We start from the raw sequence: 16,812 nt of genomic DNA, 5'->3' as shown, positions 1-16,812 counted from the left end.
CTTATGCAGCTAAATCACAATGCTGCTGATTCTCTGATCGCTCAGGGTTAAGCCACACCTCTACCGGTAATTGCCAGTTTCTGGTTTCACGGCTTCCCCATCGCTCAGGGTGTTGCTCTTTTGCTTTACGGTAAACTCTTTCACGATTCAGAACCTTTTTCTGAGCCTTCCCTGTGTGTCTGTCGTAGGGGGTCTGGAACTTGATGCCACTGTGCTTATGCTCCATGTTGTACCAGTTTACGAACCCGTACACCCACTTTCTGGCTGACTCCAGACTGGAGAAGTGATTCGGATACCCGGGACGATATTTCATGGTTCTGAAGCCTGACTCTGAGTATGAGTTATCGTTACTCACGCGTGGCCTGCTGAACGATGTCTGTACACCCAGTTGCTGAAGAGTACTCAGCATGGTCGCCCCCTTCATCGGACTGCCATTATCCGAATGCAGGACCAGCGGTTGTTCCTTAAGGCTGATCTTATGCTGCATGAACGCTTTTCGGATCATCTGAGCAGCCAGATCAGAGGACTCCCTCTCATGGACTTCCCAGGTCACAATCATGCGGCTATAGACGTCCAGAACCAAATAGAGGTAATAATATTTACCCCTGATGGGTGACCCTAAAAAGGTTATATCCCACGACCAGAGCTGATTTGGTCCCGTGGCCCGATGCGATGTTGGCTTTCGCTTTCCGGGCTTCCGACTGCGACCGCGGTGATGCTGTTGATTATGAGCCTTGAGCACTCGATAAAAGCTTGACTCAGAAGCCATATAAACACCTTCGTCGGCCAGTGTCGGTACAATCTGGCTTGGCGACTTACTTTTAAATCGCTCGCTGTTACAGACTTTCAGAATCTCGTTTTGCTCACTCTTGGTTAGTTGGTTGGCAGGCATTCGCCGGTCTGCGTATTGACGCTGATCTTCCCGTACCTGTTCTACATCTTTTTTCCAGCGCTGAACCGTGCGTATCGACAGGTTGAGCGCAGCACAGGCTTTCACTTTACGTGCACCCTGTGAAACAGCTTCCTGGATTAAAGCAACGGCTTCCTTGCGATCAGGGAGAGGAATCAATCGTCCTCGCGCTCCCCCCAGATCGCGTTTGCCTTTTTTGTTAGAACCAACAGTGCTGCGGTTTCAGCAAGTGCTTTGTCTTTGCGTTTGAGTTCTTTTTCGAGTTTCTGGATGCGCTTCTTGTCATCTCGTCTGGCAGCGGCCTGTACCTGACGGGATTCAGCAGGCTTTGTGCTGCCTGCGATAAAATCAGCTTTCCACTGCTGCAAGTCTTCATAGTAGAGACCCTTCTTACGACAGTATTCGGATAGCTCTGTTGTGTTCATGTTGGCGGTTTCCATCAGAACCGCGAACTTGTTTTCAGCACTCCACTGCTGAGGATTCTTACCATCACCGGGCACGGCTACACCTTGCGCTTTTGCCTGTTTGCGCCAAGTATACAGGGTTGCATCAGTAATGCCGGTTTCTCTTTTAAGCTGAGCCACGGAAACATTATTGGGCGGCATCATCTTCTGGATAATGGACTCTTTCATTTCTTTGGAGTAGCGAGTCATAACAGCCTCTTTTTGTATGCTCTCAATTATTGAGAGTCATGAATCAAAAGAGGCGACATCTATCCTGACATAGGGGGGTCTTTTAATTGCTGCTGTTCGTCTATGGACAGGCGGATACGGTATTGAGCTGGCATAGGTCACCCTGATCTGAATCAGGGAGAAGAATGCCAGAATGGAAAATTCCGGCATTGCTGCAGGACAAAGAAACTGGAGTTATGTACTAGAGCATATAATGGCTCTACTCGCCCCGATAATGCCTTTTACTTTAACTGGATTTAACTCGATTATAAGTTCAACATTTGCCTTTTCGCAATAACTTGTCTGCAAATCAAACCGTCTTTTTCACCCTCGTGATTCAGAAGTACAGCTTCATAGCCAAGTTTTTGTACTGCGTCTATTGAATTAATCAAAAAGTCTATGTACCTTTCAATCCAATCTTTATGCACATTCCTTTTATCGATCATAAAATCCGGGGTCAAGTCTTTCATTGTGCGTTCATAATTTCAAATAACCACAAGCTTGTCGATAAACTAATTGCAAAGATTAAAGATTTAATAATTGTTTGAAAGAAGATAAAAAAGTTCACACAATAAACAAACCTATACATAACCCAATAAGACTGAATAAAATTTATAGAAAAGCTAACAACTAAACCCCAACAGATTGCTTCTAGGGTTCCAATATAAATGCCTGTAATTATTGCAGCTACATTAAAAATTGCTGACACTAAACCACTAGCAAACAACAAATCAGCCCTGTTCATTGCTTGAAAGAAGCTACCCGAAGTTGATAGTACTATTTGAATTGGGATGATAATTGCCAAGATTTCAAGAATGGGGATTACCTGTAGCCATTGGTTGCCCAAGAGTATTGTAACTATAGGATTGGCTAGCATATACATGGCGAAACCAACAATCACCCCTAGGATTGACATTTTTTCCACAAATTCATTGTGAATAGTCAATACCATTTTCATATCACTTCTGTGTTCAGTAATGACAGGTTGGATGGCAGGGGTCATTGCAAAAGTTAATAGCATTAGTGGGTAACGCATTAGCTGATAGGCTTTATCATAAATACCTAAGCTACTAGCACCAAGATATTTAGCAACCAGAATATTATCCAGGTTTCGTGAAAAGTAATTGACGAAATTAAAGGCAAACTGGTAAGTGCTAAATTCCAGCAGCGGTTTAACTGCAGCAATATTTCTACCAAACTGGCAAGAACCTATCGCTGTACTTTTTGCTATGGAGTTCATTATAAAGAATTTGCTTATGGCAACGACGAGGGGGCGTGATGCCAGAGCATATAATGGCTTACCCAAATGTGCCAAGGATAGGACAAATATTGCTGAGATTAATTCTGCTGTGGCATCAACTTTTGCAATAGTTATAAATTTTCTCTCTTTTTGAAAAGTTACGAGAGGGATTGTGCATAAAGATTGGAAAAATATAGCAGCAGATAGGAGGGTACCGTAATCTTGGTAGTCTGTTCGATTGTAGTAACTATTAAGGAAAAAGGTAAAAAAATAAAAAACAATCGCTACCGTTAATCCTATTAATGCAGTTGCAGTGAATATGCCATTTCTATCAGTTGGTGTAATAGATTGCTGATTAATTAAAGCTGGGCCAAGCCCAATTTCACCAAGCATTTGAAAAAAAATTACAAATACCTGTATTGCTGCAAATACACCAAATTGCTCAGGTGTAAATACCCGAGCATAAACAACCATTAAGGTAAACTGAATAATATATGTTGAGAACTTGCCTATAAGACTACTCAACATCCCTTTTTTAAGTTTATCTTTAATCTCTTTCACAGAAATTATTTCACTTTGTAATCAATGTTCAACAAACCACTTTTATTTTTATTAATTTGAGTTTAGCGTGGGGTGATCGGTCAGCCTTTGCCAGCCCTTGCACTGCGAGGGATTGCGTTGATTTGCATAATAAAAACGATCAAGTTCACTTATCTGACTGAAACTTTTGCAGGTCAAGGATTGTAGTGCTCTGACCAAGTGCCTATTCCAAACTGCAGTTTTATTAGGTTAAATTGTTAATTTTAGTAGTAAGCTTCATAATCTAATTTTGTATTTTGAAAAAACTTTACTAATCTGCTTGTCATTTTCGCCTAATATGACGTTTTGGTTTAGCAGACCTATATCTTGTGATTCTTCAAGAAGCAAAAATTCGTCGAAAAATGACGCGTTGCGTTGAATAATCTTACAGTATTTACCTGCTAATAAAGTCATGGTTTTTAACCATACATCGTCTGCAGTTGGTGCAACATCCATGAATATTTCTTTTTGTGTTACTTCATTATAGAAACACCCTGAGGGGTAAAACACTCCTCCTACGCCTGTTGGAAATATTAGCCGACCTGGCTGGTAATTTTTTACTTCATGCGTCCATTGGCTATAATTTCTGACTTTGCCACGTTCATCTATTTTTATTTCATGGCCTCTATTGCATAATACTAAGTCTTTGTTTTTATCGTGCTCTTTTACAAACCTATCAATCATATCTGATGGATATAGAATATCATCATCAATAGTTATTATGTTGCTATCTGGATACTTCTTTAAGGTTGGAATTATTTTTTTATATGAACGCAGGTTTTCACAATACTCTATTTGCAAGCCTCTTTTAACTTGTTTTTTTAATACTTCTGGTAAATCTTTGCACGTAAACTCCTCTTCATCCAACCATAAAATTACCTTATTTGGCTTTAACGTTTGGCGTGCAATTGACTCAATAACAAGATGTACATCATATATTCTTTTACTGAATGTCGTCAGACTTACTATTAAGCCTCTTTCCAAATTATATTCATCTTGACATATTGATTCTGTTGAAACTGTAGCACTTTTATTTAAATCATTTTTGGTTATTAATGTATTTATGTTTCTATTAAGATCTTTTAGATACCTTAATATATTGATCATTTTTTTAATTTTTGAAATCATTTTTACCTACGGAAAATCGGGGTCAAAAAACCAGGGTCAAAACCGGGGTCAGGTCTTTCTTGGCAAACCTTGGGCTTGACTCACTGAAAGAGTTATGGAACAGGTTTAACTAACACGGTGAATCGATCTGTGCAGTTCCTCATGTCGAGGTCGTTTTGGAGTTGGTGGATAGAAGCCTCAGACTACACGCTTTAGTTGCTTGTCTAGAGCAGGTAGCGAAATTTATTATTACAATAAATTAAAATAAATGAGATTGGTATAGATATCAAAATCACAGATAATGTAAGAACAGTATCATTCAATATCAAAAACTTGTAACCTAATGATAACAGAAAAGGATGGATAAAATATATAGCGGTTGAAATCAAGGCCATATCTTTATATGTACTTTTAATTTCGAACATTAATGTAAAAATGAAAATTGATGGACATAGTATCAATAATGAAAACAATAAATCAAAACCTTCTTTTCCGTCAAGCAGAAAGAAATTAATACTGCTTTCAATGAGCAATAGTAAAATACCAACTAGTGATAATATTTTTACGCTTGATATTTTTATTTTATCTTGTACATTATGTTTTTTTATCAAGTAACCAAAAGCAAAAAAAGGAAACCCAAAAAACAGGAAATTCCTATAGGAAATCAATTGACCAAATACATAATTCACCACATTGTTATCGAAAAGACTATGAGCGCCTGAATATTGTATAAATAAACCAATCGTGTATAAGCCAAAACTAGTTAATAAAATCAACCTGGTACTTTTACTAGACAAAAAATAAAGAAGTATTGCTGCTCCTATAGTACTAGGTAAATACCAAAGATGGTGATAACCGAATATAAGTATCTTAATTATTTTCGCTAGATTGTGCAAATCATAAGAGTCTGGTCTAAGCCAAAAATAACTATAAAATAACATCCAAAAGCAGTATAAGGATAATATTCTTACGAACCATGTTTTTAAAGAATTTTTCTCAATTGCATTGTAGAAGAAAAATCCATTTATAATAAAGAATATTGGCACAGCAATTCTAAAAAGACCGTTTACCAAGTTGTATGACACCTGACTATTGATATCTGAAAAGAAACTTCCGTGAAGCCCAACAACCATAAAAGCTAATACTACTTTCAATGAATCAAGTGTAATATTTCTTTGCATATAAATAAGCTCAAAAAGAGAAATGTTTGTAATACTGGCTCAATATAAGAATTGTTATGATGGATTTGCGCACACAACTAGGCAAAATTAAGTAAGTTCCTGCCCAAAAAGCCTTCAGCCACATAGCGTGTACTCATAGCAGCTTTCTTTTGTTTTTAACTTCAGGCCCGCTTTGAAGGTTTACGTATTGATCAGCAGTTTAACCGTAAAATGCCTAAAACCACCTACATCAAACCAACCGAACACCTTCCAGCTTGGCAATTCGGTGAATGGGCTGTTCAGGGTACTGGGTATTGTGAATCAGAATATCCACTTTTTGTTCACCCCATCGGTCTTCCAGAGCCAAGCGTAAGTGGATTTTCTTTTCGACCGGGTTGCTTAAACCATCGACTTCAATCAACAAGTCAATATCGCCACCCCGAGCGCCATCTCTGACCCTGGAGCCAAAGAGCCAGATCTGGGCCTGCTGGCTGATCTCTTTCCTGACCAACTCGATGATGTCGTCTTTCTTTTCCGGACTGATTCTCAATGGTCACCACCTAACTTTATATTGTGGAGCCTGAGTACATAGGCTTCGATCTGTTCGGTGATTTCAATCAGTTCGGGAGCCACAACCCATGCCATGTTAAGCGCTTCAGCCCGCTGTGATTCAGCTTCCGGGTAGTCGTGAGACAATGCATTGCGAATTTCACGCATTTTCCGCCAGCGGTCGGCAGTATTGAGGATATGTCGCTTTTCCATCCTTGATAATGTATCTGCCATGTTCAAGCCTTCTTCATCTTCCATTCGTAGCAAGTTTCTGAAGAGCTTATTGCCAATACAGTCTTGCAGGTCTGCAAATCGAATTCTGAAAGCGTCGATTTTTTCAAATAGCGCTTCATCTTCCGACTTGATTGCTTGAGCGGTTAATGGAAAGTGCTTTTCAAGTCTGCTGATGGAGGCTTTCATGCGTTTAATAGCTCTTTGGGATCCAGACCAATTTTGCTCAAAAAGGATTAGATATTTTTTATTGAGCGGCATTGTTAGTCTCAAAGATCAGAAGGCTTTGCAGTCAGTATGCTGCCAATGTTGCCACCTTACAAGCTGAGCACCACAGCCACGGCAAAATACTGAAAGTGCCTGCCCAGCAAGGACTTCAGCCAGGTAGCGTGAATCGAAGATATCACTGACAAAATACATCTGGCTTTCTGCGCTGGCAGTGACAGCACAGATGGTCAGAAAAAGGTTAGTTGACTTTGTGCCATCTTTTATTGACTGCTATGCTCAACGCACAAAAAATAATCACAGGGTGTACGCATGAACCACGATAAAGACACAGACGATTTCTTTAATGCCATCAGTCGCATAGAGGTCAGTGTAAAAAACTCACAGGACGATATTAGGAAGCTGTACCTGCACAGCGCACGGCAGGAAATGGCTATTGAGTCACTTAATGAAAAGATTGACGCTAACCAGCAAGAAAATCGTGAACGTTTTGACAAGATTGACGCTAACCAGCAAGAAAATCCTGAACGTTTTGACAAGATTGACGCTAACCAGCAAGAAAATCGTGTGCGTTTTGACAAGATTGACGCTAACCAGCAAGAAAATCGTGAACGTTTTGACAAGATTGAAGACACTCTAGCTATCATTGTGAACCACCTCCAAAAATAACCACGGTACCTAACAACAGCATCCACGGGACTTCTCCCGTGATGCAAAAGGATGTCTTTTAGCTGTTGTCAACTTTCCAAGCTTGGCGAGGGCCACTGATAATAGAGAGTTGTGAAATCAAATCGTGAGCATTCATGCTGAGATCTTACCCTGATGTGCAGTTATAAGACTATACACGTATTAAAAAGAAAACAAATATAAGTTACAGGTCAATAATTTCAGGGGTTTTCATGATTTTTCCCTGAACACCAATGTCAGGTCATTGTAATTGACGATAAAAAAACGGAGTTAAAAGCCGAGGCTAGGTCTTTCATTATTCGTTAAATCTATCGTGAAAAAGCATGAAAAACATCAGGCAGATATTACAAACTATTCGTTCAGTTGATCTATTAACTCCTGAACACTGTCCGCTAATGTGGGCAAATCGTTCAGAATAGTCTGCCAGACAATGTTTAGGTCAACTTTAAAGTAGCCGTGAGCAAGGGCATTTCTGATCTCGTAGGCATAAACAAAAGGGACTTCGTTATGCTCTTTTACAAACTGTGGAAAGTATTTAGCTACATTGTTACTAGCTTCACCAATAATTTCAAGGTTCCGTATAACTGCATCCTGAACAAGCCTCTTTTCATAAAATTCCTGCTCGCTTTTCAAATCAGCGGTGTACTCTTATACCTGTTCCACTGCCGCAACGATGTGAGAAAGGTACTCCACGAGCCTTAGTGCATTTTTCCGTTTCATATAGGCTCTGCCTTGGTAAGTACTTCTTCTCTGATTGAGTCTGAAAGTGAGCCGGGGGTCAGGATGTCAACTTTTACACCGGTTAGCTGCTTTAGCTTGTGGCGAAGGGCTCCAATATCAAACAGGGCCATGCCTTGATCTGGATCAATCAGTATGTCCAGGTCACTGCTTTCGGTGTCGGTTCCATTCAGTACAGAGCCAAATACTCTGGCATTAGCCGCTTTATGCTCTTTTATAATGGCCTTGATCTTTACCCGGTATTTTCTTAATGCTGCCGATGGTTTCATGGGTTGCCTCAGCCAGAATCGTTTCTACATATACTTTAACAAAAAACCTGGATCACAACGAAATTCGAAGGAATGTCTTTCATTATGCATCACTAACTGTTGCTCTGCTCAGTCATGAAAAACCGGGGTCAGGTCTTTCATCATGCATTTGCGTCTAATGGTCTACTTTTTCAATCTCTGAAAAAATATAAAAGTGGTACCAATGAATAAGAAACAACGTAAAAGAATGGCTGCGCTTAGCTGCGATCTTGTCAAGCTTCCATTGGGTGGGGCTGTACTATAACCAATCTTTCAGGAAAAAATGATTGCTGCTATTGTCTACTTTGGTATGGCCACCTCATTCGCCCCTGTCTATCTCGCTTTGCTTTTGGAGACTGAGCATGATTGAGATGAACGCTTTCGCCTGGACTCTGGCTATATTCTTTTCCATTGTCTGTGTACTGGTGATCTGGGTTAAGCACCTGAACCGTAAGGATCATAAAAAATAGCTGCTGGTTTCAGGTCTTCCATATCTGCTATACAACTTTCAGCCGAATAGTGCGTAAACCCATTGATGTCTTTCTTAAGAAACAGCAGGGAAGTCAGTGTAAAAAGCTGATTTTCACTGTTGGTGTTGAATTTCTGGTGATTATCAAAGGCAATTATTTGGCTGCTGCCGGATACGATTTGCGAAGTATCCTCGGCTTATCCAAGGTTTTCAAGGTCACTGTCCAGATCCGCAGGGTCATGGTCAACTACAGGAATGCCTTGTGTACCCAGCATCTGGATAAAATCAACCAGGGGAACCCGGGTTATCCTGGCCCCTTTAGTAAGGGTAACCAGGTCATTTCGAAACAAATGCATGGCAAGATTAATTGCCACTTCCTGTTCCAGCAGTTCGTCTGTAAAGGGAATACCCAACAGAGCATTTAGGTCAGGTGTTTCCAACGCTGTTTTCATGACCAGGTTTCACCGCTCATGGTTACATAAAACTTTACGGAATCCTTGATAAAGGCATCCATAATATTCAGTGCAGCTTTTGCTTTTTCCCCATCGTAGTCGTGAGAAGTTCCAATGCGAGTGTCTGCGTATATCAACCACTGAGCAACATCAGATGTTAGTAAGCGGTTTTCATTGGCTATCCGAAACAGCGGCTTTGGACTGTTAGGCACATCAGGGAGACCAAGGCCTTCTTTCAGGTAGCGTTTCAGGGCTTTCCATAAGCTGTCGTAGCAGATTACAAACCGCCGGATAACGGATTCAGAAACTGCTTCCTGAATCCATGTGGGTAAGGACGTATCCAGAGTTTGCCAATTCCCGAATTGCGACTCCAGTAGCACAAGGGACTGCTTGAATTTCCCAAAGTCAACCATTTAGAGAGTGTCGCAAAATTCTGGTTCCCATGCTTTTAGGTCCTGTGGGTCCCAGCGTGGGAACCCATACCTATCTCACGCTGTAGAGTCTGCTTTTCAGTGAAGGTAGCATTCCCACGCAGAGCGAGGGTGTCGCGAAGCTCCAACAGCTCGTTCCCATGCTCTGAGGTCGTCATTCCCGCGAAGGCGGGAATCCAGCGCCAACGGTGGATCCCTGCCTTCTCGGGGATGACAAAGCCAGGGGGGCACCGGGCATTATGGTTCTGGTGGTGAGTCATTGTGGATTCCCGCCTTCGCGGGAATGACGAGAATTAAGCCGGTAATGACGTGAGTCAACTCGTTCCCACGCTGGAGAGAGTTTTGCGACACACTCAGAGTGTGGGAACGAGTTGTAAATGATATTCATTGTATGAATTAAGACGACAAAGGTTTTGTATAGCTTTCGTAATTGATGAACTCACAGATCAATCCCTGCAAGATAACTATTTGATTTTGTAGGTTTCCAGAAACAAGTAACCCCTTTCAGTGCGCTGATCTGACGGGAAGCGGAAGGGGTGTTGTTAAACGGAACTTTAGCGTAGCTACCGGCAAAATCAAACATAATTTTAAGTGTTGGTTTGGATAAAAGTTGGATCTCGCTCTAACTCGTCTTTCCTGGAGGCATTGCAAATATAACGGGTGAATCACAGGTTTGTCCTGTTTAATCAAAATTTCTTTCTTCAGGAAGAAGGGATACTTCTTTCTCAATCATTTCAATACTGGGCAGTTTATCTTCCAATTCATCTGGCAATGTCTGGGCCAGCAGATACTCTGTAACACCAATGGGCTTGGCATTATCCCTGAGGGCATATTCGGCCACTACCTTGTTGCGCCTCTTGCACAGCAACAGGCCAATACTCGGGGCATCATGCTCTGCTTTGATCTGGCTAAGCAGGTTATGCCCCCAGGGAATTTGTCCAACAGTCTGTTGGATATTTGGTTCTTTGGTGAAGTCCGGCTAGGCATCAGCAATTTTAATTACCGGGAAAATCCCGAGTGCCTTCCTTACTTCCCGAGGGATAGTGACTTGTCCATTTTTAGATACTCTCATGGTTTTCTACCTGCACCTTAAGGTAATACTAATATAGTTTTACTTTAAGGTGCGAAGAGTAGGAAACCAGATTCAGGCCAAAAAACTGAGGTTGGGGAATTTTTCAGTTTTATATCGGCTCTGCCCGGCTAAGAACTTCTTCTCTGATTGAGTCTGAAAGTGAGCCGGGGGTCAAGATGTCAACTTTTACACCGGTTAGCTGCTTTAGTTTGTGGCGAATCGCTCCAATATCAAATAGGGTCATGCCCTGATCTGGGTCAATCAGTATGTCCAGGTCACTGGTTTCGGTGTCCGTTCCATTCAGTACAGAGCCAAATACTCTGGCATTGGCCGCTTTATGTTCTTTTATGATGGCCTTAATCTTTACCCGGTATTTTTTTATGCTGCCGATGGCCTCATGGGATGCCTCAGCCGATAGTCGTTTCTACCTGGTCTACAGTCGATCACTCATGTTTTGCGATTGTTCAGCCATTGGCAATGGATGAGCACTCGGGCTAAACTGATTTTTTGTGTAAACCATTGTGTAGGAGTTGATAACATGCCTTCAAACCTCGCTATAGACGACGACTTGATTGCTCAGGTCCAACAGCTGGGTGGCTACAAAACCAAAAAAGCAGCCGTTAACGAAGCTCTCGCCGAATTTATTCGCCACCGCAAGCAGTTGGAACTACTGGATGATTTCGGCACCATTGATTACCACGCTCAGCCCCCTAAAAAAGAGGCCCGAAGAAAATAATGGTGCTTGTTGATACCTGTGTATGGTCGGCTGCACTGCGCCGACGCAGGACTGAATCCATACCTGAAGAAACAATACTGTTGCAGAGATTAATCCGCCAACACCGGGCTGTGATGATTGGCCCGATATTGCAAGAAGTGTTAACCGGCATTAAATACGATGAGCAATTCACTCGGTTGTGTGAAAAACTGAGTGCGTTTGATCTGCTGCCGATTATGGAAATGGACTATATCAGTGCTGCGACCCAAGCCAATATCTGCCGCAGAAACGGGGTTCAGGGCTCTCATACCGACTTTCTGATTGCAGCCATGGCAATCAAACACCAGATCCCTGTACTGACGAAGGATAAAGACTTTATTCACTACCGGAAATATATACCTGTTACTTTGTATGCTGATTTTTAAAAAAAGTTAAACCTTTCAAAAGTTAAAAAGGGAACAGGGTAAGGTTCAGTTTATATATTGCGCACACATCCGACTGACCGTTGAATAATCCACGATGCTAAAAGTGACCCCGGTTTCCCTCTCTCGGTGAGCCTGATTTTCTTCTTATCTTTTGGGCCAGCTGGGTGTGTATACCAATTTCCAACTCGCCAGCCGGGTTCCTCGCTGCAATCTAAAATATCACTGGCTAATCCGCCGCAGATAGATTCTCGCATACCCGGTATATTGAGCAGGTGCAGTGTTTCCTGAATAGCACTCCAGTCATCTTCAGATATCAATACGGCATTATTGCGTTTGCCGGTAATGAGCACTGGCTTATGGTTTTGGGCAGTTTCATCAATCAAACGGCACAGATTTGCACGTGCTTCCCTGGCACTGTAGGCACTCATGGATTTTCTCCTGATTCTTTCAGCATCAACGCAAGTAACATAGTACGTATTCTCTGACTCTGCCTGGCCGAGAAGAGTGCCCGCAGTAAGGACGGCAGAAAAAGATAAGAAAAACTCAGACCCGCCCTGACTTCACGAATCGACCCCAAATAAATCACGGGTATAAACTTTCTCCGCAACATCTTCCAAATCAGATTCTTTGCGGTTGGCAATAATCACATCACTGACTGCTTTAAAGGCTTCCAAATCGTTGATCACCTCTGAATGAAAGAACTCATCTTCAGTCAGCACCGGCTCGTAGACGACCACTTTAATCCCTTTGGCTTTTATCCGTTTCATCACACCTTGAATGGCCGATGCACGAAAGTTATCGGAGCCCGATTTCATCACCAGCCGGAAAACACCGACCACTTCAGGGTTGCGCCGTAGAATGGAGTCGGCAATAAAATCTTTTCGAGTGGTGTTGGAATCAACAATAGCTCTGATCAGGTTATTGGGCACGTCCTGATAATTGGCCAGCAACTGCTTGGTATCTTTTGGCAGGCAATAGCCGCCATAACCAAAGCTTGGATTGTTGTAGTGGCTACCAATCCTTGGGTCCAACCCAACACCTTCGATGATTTGCCGTGAGTCGATACCGTGGGTTTCACAGTAGGTGTCCAGTTCATTAAAGTAGGAAACCCTGAGTGCCAGAAAAGTATTCGAGAACAGTTTCACGGCCTCGGCTTCGGTGCTGTTAGTAAAAAGTACGGGGGTATCTTTTTGCTCCGCACCCTGGGCAAACAGCTCTGCTATTTTTTTTGCCCTCTCTGACTGTTCACCAATGATGATTCGAGAAGGGTAGAGGTTGTCGTGCAGTGCTTTACCTTCTCTCAGGAATTCCGGAGAAAAGATGATGTTGTTGCTGTCGGTGTCTTCTTTTAATTGCCGGGTGAAGCCTACCGGTACCGTTGATTTAATGATCATGACAGCATCCGGGTTGATGTCTATCACATCACGAACCACCGCTTCAACACTTTCGGTATTAAAGTAGTTGGTCTTCGGATCATAATCCGTAGGGGTTGCGATAATGACATAATCAGCCTCTGCAAATGCCTGCTGTTTATCCAGAGTTGCCCGGAAATGAAGCTTCTCATTGCGCAGAAAACGTTCAATATCGTCATCCTCGATCGGTGAGAGGCGCTCGTTTAGCATGCCCACTTTCTCAGGGATAATGTCCAGCGCAATCACTTCATTGTGTTGGGCCAAAAGCATGGCATTGGACAAACCGACATACCCGGTTCCGGCTATTGCAACTTTAGGCATTGGGGCCACTTGCGTATTTAGAGTGTCAAATGTCATCGTGTATTCTCAAAGCAGCCTGACCAAACCAGTCATAAGTGCTTTGTAATGCGTGAAACGTTAATTTTGCTTAGGGTCGCCAGGCGCAGGAGCTGAAACTGGTTAGATAAACTAACCGGAATTCATGGAATCTGGCAGTGCTAGACGACTGTTACTATTAGAAAAACCACGCTACCGCCCGTCAGATTTTCGGTTTTTTACTGAAACAACCAGCGTCGAGTTGTGATGTCTAGCCATACGGCTTCGGTAACAGGTATTGCTTACACCGCCAACCACGCTGCCTGTCAAATAAAAAAAGAACACCACTGACAACCAATGGTGCAGGTATGAGCAGACAGGGAAAAATTAGAGAGATCTAGCACCCCGATAACAATGGAGAAACATTTTACGGCAACAATGTTACATTTCAAGTACGATATAAGTTTTGTATTGAACGCACGTTGAGGTAAGTGCGCATAAACTCCATAAGTCGTTGTTTTCAGGGCGTATTTATCGCAGTCCTGAGTGGTTTTTTTTGGCAATTTCACTGGCTCAGTAACTTAACAAACTGGTGTCTAATTTTTGGACAATCTTCTTATATTTAAAGAAATAGAAGTTACCTAAGGCATTAAATCTATAACTTTTACTCTGTCGTGCATCATCAATATTGCGAGTGGCGAATATGCGACCATGGATCATAGCTGTTACAGCAATTGACCTATCAATAACAGGTATTAAGGCTCCCGTTTTTTAGCCTCAGCCTGGCTTGCTCCCCCTGACATAAAACAGTATTTTTCGATTTACCAAGAGCCTAAGGCCATTTTTAAGCCTTAGTGCTCTTCGTGGCTAAACAAAGGTCAGGAAGCCCCGGAGTAGTAACCGTTTGTGTCGTAATACCGCTGGTTATAACCGTAAGGGTCTTTGGCTTTCGGATTAATCTTGTTCAGCACAGCTCCGGTTACCGGAGCTCCAGCCTGCAGCAGTCGACCAACCGCCGCGTTGACGGCATTGGCCTGCATACGGCCGGCTTCCACTACATAGACCAGCCCGTCACAATGGCGGGAAACCATTAATACGTCGCTGACGTTCTGTACCGGTGGGCAGTCCAGTACAATGTAGTCGTAATGCTCCCTCAGTTTGGTCAACAGGCTTGCCAGTCGATCAGAAGCTAGCAGTTCTTGTGGGTTCGGGGGCACCATACCGCAGGGAATAACGTCAATCCCTTCCAGTTTATGCACCGCATCGGACACTTTGGCGGTATTGGCCATTAAATTGGCCAGCCCGGCAGAACCCCCTTTGACGTGAAAGTTTTTACCCACCACCGGGCGACGCAGGTCACAGTCAATCAGCAGGGTTTTGCCCAGCTGCCCAAGGGCCAGCGCCAGGTTGGAGGCCACTGTTGATTTACCCTCACCGGGTACTGTTGAGGTGACACCAAAAAGCCGGTGTTTCTCGTCCATTGCGGTCAGGTTGACACTGGTCCGGATGGTGCGCACCGCCTCCCCGAATGAAGCCTGCTTCTTGTCGGTAAACAGGTTGAACACACGGTCGAGCAGGGCTTTATCGGTGAGTTTTGGCAATACCCCCATTACCGGCAGGTTTAGCTTATCTTCTACGTCCTGCGTCGTGCGAATAGTGTTGTTCAGCATTTCCAGCAGGAAGGCGATACCACAGGAGATCAGCAAACCCATCAGCGCTGCCACGGCAACAATCAGCTTTTTCTTCGGTTTGATCGGCGAGTTCGGTACAAAGGCTTGATCCACTATACGGGCATTGGCGGTCTGCAGGTCGCTGGTAGCCGAGGTTTCCTGAATCCGTTTGAAGAAGGCGTCGTACAAGTCTTTATTGGTCTGTACTTCCCGCTCCAGGGCACGCAGGCGGAACTCTTTGCGGTTGGTTGCCTGAATGCGTTTTTTCAGCGCTTCCACCGCCGCAGTCAAGCTGCGTTCATTGGCCTTGTCGATTTCGTATTCCCGCTCTACCCCTTCGACGATGGTGCGAATCTGGAGATTAAGGTTGTCCTGAATACTTTTCAGTTCAGACCTTGCCGAAATCATATCAGGATGTTTCGGGCCGTAACGGCGGGACAGATCCGTTACCTGTCGTTGAACTTTTGATTTCTCCTGTTTCAGATTTTGAATCAGCGGGTGTCTAAGCACCGCCTGCAGGGATGCATTGTCGCCTTTGCGCGTATCACCGGTAGAGATCTGTCTATAGATGTTCTCAGATATCGCCAGCTTGCGGCGCACTTCCACCAGGGCATTGGTCAGCGCCTTGAGTTCATCGCTGGAAGCGTTCAGTACCCCTTCCAGCTCGATCAGGTTCTCCTGTTCACGGTAGTCCTGTAACTCCTGTTCTGCCACTCTCAGCTTTTCGGAGAGCTCACCCATTCTGCCCTGCATCCAGTCCGTGGCGTTCAGGGTTAGGGCTAGTTTCGCTTCCATGTAGGATTCGATATAGGCGTTGGCAATGGCGTTGGCGATTTTTGCTGCCAGTTGCGGGGTTTCGGATTGGGCATGGATTTTTACAATCTGGGTTTTTCGCACAGGCTCAATGGAGACACTGGCTGACAGTGCATTGATGGTATCGCGCATGATCATGCCCGGATCTTCCGGCGCTTTCGGCTCTTTCAGGCCGAACCAGCTGCGCCAGTCCAACATGCCTGCATACCGGGGGGGTTCTTTCAGTCGACCGTTAAACTCCGGGTTGTTCAGCAAGTCAAGCTTGTTGACTACCTTTTCCAGTACGCCACGGGACTTCAGCACCTCAAACTGGGTGTTGAGGTAGCTGTCGGTTCCACCATCAATGCCGTAGACCTCTTCAATAGATAGGACTTTGGCTTGCTCCTGCTCGATTTGCAGGGTAGCGGTGGCCTGGTAGATGGGTGTCATGGAGAACACCGCGAATATTGCCACCATGGTGACCGTAGCGGTAAAACCGACAATCGCCCAGCGGTGACTGTTGAGTACATGGAAAATCTGGCGAAGGTCGATAATCTCTTCGTCTCGGGGCAATCTTGTTTTTGCAGGGGCTTCGGGTGGCGATGATGCCTGTCGGGTTTCTGTGTTCATATCGGGTATATATTTTTTGCCACGGAGTCATGGAGGAAAAGTTGT

19 protein-coding genes and 1 pseudogene are annotated in these 16,812 nt (G+C 43.7%); 3 read left to right on the top strand and 17 right to left on the bottom strand.

Going from position 1 to position 16,812, the window contains the following annotated elements:
• Position 1: 1 nt before the first annotated feature.
• From P6910_RS22120 to P6910_RS22095, 6 genes are all read right to left on the bottom strand, one after another.
• A protein-coding gene (locus tag P6910_RS22120) for an IS3 family transposase (RefSeq protein ID WP_317143418.1) occupies positions 2–1,563 on the bottom strand; the annotation gives its coding sequence in 2 pieces (ribosomal slippage) (positions 2–1,101 and positions 1,101–1,563; 1,563 coding nt in all).
• Between the two features lie 484 nt (positions 1,564–2,047).
• Entirely contained in the window at positions 2,048–3,382 is a 1,335-nt protein-coding gene (locus tag P6910_RS22115; RefSeq protein ID WP_317143417.1) for a lipopolysaccharide biosynthesis protein, read from the bottom strand.
• A gap of 255 nt (positions 3,383–3,637) precedes the next feature.
• Entirely contained in the window at positions 3,638–4,528 is an 891-nt protein-coding gene (locus P6910_RS22110; protein WP_317143416.1) for a hypothetical protein, read from the bottom strand.
• Between the two features lie 203 nt (positions 4,529–4,731).
• Positions 4,732–5,688 (bottom strand): acyltransferase family protein, encoded by a 957-nt coding sequence (locus tag P6910_RS22105; RefSeq protein WP_317143415.1) that lies wholly within the window; start codon positions 5,686–5,688, stop codon positions 4,732–4,734.
• 229 nt (positions 5,689–5,917) lie between these two features.
• Complete coding sequence (locus P6910_RS22100) at positions 5,918–6,217, bottom strand: nucleotidyltransferase domain-containing protein (protein WP_317143414.1); 300 nt, start codon at positions 6,215–6,217, stop codon at positions 5,918–5,920.
• Positions 6,214–6,708, bottom strand: coding sequence for a hypothetical protein (locus tag P6910_RS22095; RefSeq protein WP_317143413.1), 495 nt, complete (start codon positions 6,706–6,708; stop codon positions 6,214–6,216). The genes P6910_RS22100 and P6910_RS22095 overlap by 4 nt, the downstream gene beginning before the upstream one ends.
• Before the next feature lie 276 nt (positions 6,709–6,984).
• On the opposite strand from P6910_RS22095, the gene P6910_RS22090 reads away from it, so the two are divergent.
• Entirely contained in the window at positions 6,985–7,341 is a 357-nt protein-coding gene (locus P6910_RS22090) for a hypothetical protein (protein ID WP_317143412.1), read from the top strand.
• A 369-nt stretch (positions 7,342–7,710) separates the two neighbouring features.
• Here the strand turns inward: P6910_RS22090 and P6910_RS22085 are convergent, their stop codons facing one another.
• From P6910_RS22085 to P6910_RS22055, 8 genes are all read right to left on the bottom strand, one after another.
• Positions 7,711–7,992, bottom strand: coding sequence for a DUF86 domain-containing protein (locus P6910_RS22085; protein WP_410493848.1), 282 nt, complete (start codon positions 7,990–7,992; stop codon positions 7,711–7,713).
• Positions 7,993–8,075: 83 nt separating this feature from the next.
• The gene (locus P6910_RS22080; protein WP_317143411.1) at positions 8,076–8,366 is read right to left on the bottom strand and encodes a nucleotidyltransferase family protein; all 291 of its coding nucleotides are present in this window, start codon (positions 8,364–8,366) and stop codon (positions 8,076–8,078) included.
• Positions 8,367–9,050: 684 nt separating this feature from the next.
• Positions 9,051–9,305, bottom strand: a complete 255-nt coding sequence (locus P6910_RS22075; protein WP_317143410.1) for a UPF0175 family protein — start codon at positions 9,303–9,305, stop codon at positions 9,051–9,053.
• On the bottom strand, positions 9,302–9,718 hold the full coding sequence (locus tag P6910_RS22070; RefSeq protein WP_317143409.1) for a nucleotidyltransferase substrate binding protein: 417 nt from the start codon (positions 9,716–9,718) through the stop codon (positions 9,302–9,304). The genes P6910_RS22075 and P6910_RS22070 overlap by 4 nt, the downstream gene beginning before the upstream one ends.
• Positions 9,719–9,753: 35 nt before the next feature.
• A complete protein-coding gene (locus tag P6910_RS22065) occupies positions 9,754–9,996 on the bottom strand; it encodes a hypothetical protein (protein ID WP_317143408.1) in 243 nt (80 codons plus the stop codon).
• Between the two features lie 422 nt (positions 9,997–10,418).
• Positions 10,419–10,670, bottom strand: a complete 252-nt coding sequence (locus P6910_RS22060; protein ID WP_317146581.1) for a PDDEXK nuclease domain-containing protein — start codon at positions 10,668–10,670, stop codon at positions 10,419–10,421.
• A gap of 45 nt (positions 10,671–10,715) precedes the next feature.
• On the bottom strand, positions 10,716–10,808 hold the full coding sequence (locus tag P6910_RS26935) for an AbrB/MazE/SpoVT family DNA-binding domain-containing protein (RefSeq protein ID WP_410493847.1): 93 nt from the start codon (positions 10,806–10,808) through the stop codon (positions 10,716–10,718).
• Positions 10,809–10,917: 109 nt separating this feature from the next.
• Positions 10,918–11,160, bottom strand: a complete 243-nt coding sequence (locus tag P6910_RS22055; protein WP_317146580.1) for a nucleotidyltransferase family protein — start codon at positions 11,158–11,160, stop codon at positions 10,918–10,920.
• 186 nt (positions 11,161–11,346) lie between these two features.
• On the opposite strand from P6910_RS22055, the gene P6910_RS22050 reads away from it, so the two are divergent.
• Together P6910_RS22050 and P6910_RS22045 are read left to right on the top strand one after the other, a co-directional pair.
• Positions 11,347–11,544 carry a type II toxin-antitoxin system VapB family antitoxin gene (locus P6910_RS22050; protein ID WP_317143407.1) on the top strand — a complete coding sequence of 66 codons (198 nt, stop codon included), beginning with the start codon at positions 11,347–11,349 and terminating at the stop codon, positions 11,542–11,544.
• Positions 11,544–11,948 carry a PIN domain-containing protein gene (locus tag P6910_RS22045; RefSeq protein WP_317143406.1) on the top strand — a complete coding sequence of 135 codons (405 nt, stop codon included), beginning with the start codon at positions 11,544–11,546 and terminating at the stop codon, positions 11,946–11,948. The genes P6910_RS22050 and P6910_RS22045 overlap by 1 nt, the downstream gene beginning before the upstream one ends.
• Positions 11,949–12,136: 188 nt before the next feature.
• On the opposite strand, the pseudogene P6910_RS22040 reads toward P6910_RS22045, so the two are convergent.
• The 3 genes and pseudogenes from P6910_RS22040 to P6910_RS22030 all read right to left on the bottom strand — a co-directional run.
• Positions 12,137–12,376 (bottom strand): annotated as a pseudogene (locus P6910_RS22040) (type II toxin-antitoxin system Phd/YefM family antitoxin); the annotation flags it as partial.
• 132 nt (positions 12,377–12,508) lie between these two features.
• On the bottom strand, positions 12,509–13,681 hold the full coding sequence (locus tag P6910_RS22035; protein ID WP_317143405.1) for a nucleotide sugar dehydrogenase: 1,173 nt from the start codon (positions 13,679–13,681) through the stop codon (positions 12,509–12,511).
• 872 nt (positions 13,682–14,553) lie between these two features.
• Positions 14,554–16,767 (bottom strand): polysaccharide biosynthesis tyrosine autokinase, encoded by a 2,214-nt coding sequence (locus tag P6910_RS22030; RefSeq protein WP_317143404.1) that lies wholly within the window; start codon positions 16,765–16,767, stop codon positions 14,554–14,556.
• Positions 16,768–16,812: the final 45 nt, after the last annotated feature.

It is taken from the genome of Endozoicomonas sp. 8E (genome assembly GCF_032883915.1).
Classification (GTDB): domain Bacteria; phylum Pseudomonadota; class Gammaproteobacteria; order Pseudomonadales; family Endozoicomonadaceae; genus Endozoicomonas_A.
This window is presented reverse-complemented; position numbering and strand designations above follow the sequence as displayed.

Excerpts from the sequence above, each read along its gene's own strand:
- P6910_RS22110 (WP_317143416.1), bottom strand. The coding sequence starts at position 4,528 with ATGATTTCAAAAATTAAAAAAATGATCAATATATTAAGGTATCTAAAA.
- P6910_RS22105 (WP_317143415.1), bottom strand. The coding sequence starts at position 5,688 with ATGCAAAGAAATATTACACTTGATTCATTGAAAGTAGTATTAGCTTTT.
- P6910_RS22095 (WP_317143413.1), bottom strand. The coding sequence starts at position 6,708 with ATGCCGCTCAATAAAAAATATCTAATCCTTTTTGAGCAAAATTGGTCT.
- P6910_RS22090 (WP_317143412.1), top strand. The coding sequence starts at position 6,985 with ATGAACCACGATAAAGACACAGACGATTTCTTTAATGCCATCAGTCGC.
- P6910_RS22080 (WP_317143411.1), bottom strand. The coding sequence starts at position 8,366 with ATGAAACCATCGGCAGCATTAAGAAAATACCGGGTAAAGATCAAGGCC.
- P6910_RS22075 (WP_317143410.1), bottom strand. The coding sequence starts at position 9,305 with ATGAAAACAGCGTTGGAAACACCTGACCTAAATGCTCTGTTGGGTATT.
- P6910_RS22070 (WP_317143409.1), bottom strand. The coding sequence starts at position 9,718 with ATGGTTGACTTTGGGAAATTCAAGCAGTCCCTTGTGCTACTGGAGTCG.
- P6910_RS22065 (WP_317143408.1), bottom strand. The coding sequence starts at position 9,996 with ATGACTCACCACCAGAACCATAATGCCCGGTGCCCCCCTGGCTTTGTC.
- P6910_RS26935 (WP_410493847.1), bottom strand. The coding sequence starts at position 10,808 with ATGAGAGTATCTAAAAATGGACAAGTCACTATCCCTCGGGAAGTAAGG.
- P6910_RS22050 (WP_317143407.1), top strand. The coding sequence starts at position 11,347 with ATGCCTTCAAACCTCGCTATAGACGACGACTTGATTGCTCAGGTCCAA.
- P6910_RS22045 (WP_317143406.1), top strand. The coding sequence starts at position 11,544 with ATGGTGCTTGTTGATACCTGTGTATGGTCGGCTGCACTGCGCCGACGC.
- P6910_RS22035 (WP_317143405.1), bottom strand. The coding sequence starts at position 13,681 with ATGCCTAAAGTTGCAATAGCCGGAACCGGGTATGTCGGTTTGTCCAAT.
- P6910_RS22030 (WP_317143404.1), bottom strand. The coding sequence starts at position 16,767 with ATGAACACAGAAACCCGACAGGCATCATCGCCACCCGAAGCCCCTGCA.